Below are 749 nucleotides of genomic sequence, written 5' to 3' on the forward strand. Positions count from 1 at the left end.
GATACTTTAAAGGAAAACAGTTCAAGAAAGACATTATTTTAGTAGCCGTTGGCTACTACTGTCGTTTTTCTTTAAGCTATCGTGACGTATCTGAAATCTTGAAAGAACGTGGTGTATCGGTTCATCCTACAACCATCATGCGTTGGGTACATGAATATGGCAATCTCATCTATCAAATGTGGAAGAAGAAAAACAAATCAGCACACCAGGCTTGGCATTTGGATGAGATGTATATTAAAGTCAAAGGAGAATGGTGTTATTTATATCGCGCCATTGATAGTGATGGACATACACTGGACTTTCAACTTCGAAAAACACGTAATCATCAAGCAGCTTATTCCTTCATGAAAAGGCTGATCAAGCAGTTTGGAGAACCATTGGTTCTTATGACAGACAAGGCTCCTGCTTTGCTTTGTGCATTTAAAAAATGACAAAAAGCCCATTATTATACACATACCAAACACTGTACGATTAAACATCGTAATAATCTTATTAAACAGGATCATCGACATGTCAAACGCCGATTTGTGAAATCAGCTGGATTTCACACTCTTCGTCATGCTTCTCGTACTATTAAAGGAATCGAAACGATTCATGCTATATACAAACAAAAGAGAAGTCACATTCCAGACTTCTCTTTTTCGACGTACAATGAATTACAGGAGTTATTCCGAACCGCTTAGATCATAACTATATTTTGTAAACGAGTTTGTGTTTTTTTCAAACTTTGCAACAGAACCTTCGTGTAG

1 pseudogene is annotated in these 749 nt (G+C 36.8%); it reads left to right on the plus strand.

The window, feature by feature from the left end:
- Positions 1-683: pseudogene (locus tag CN409_RS30955) on the plus strand (IS6 family transposase); the annotation flags it as partial.
- Between the last annotated feature and the right edge of the window lie 66 nt (positions 684-749).

This window comes from Bacillus sp. AFS012607, assembly GCF_002558005.1.
In the GTDB taxonomy this organism is placed as follows: Bacteria; Bacillota; Bacilli; order Bacillales; family Bacillaceae_G; genus Bacillus_A; species Bacillus_A thuringiensis_S.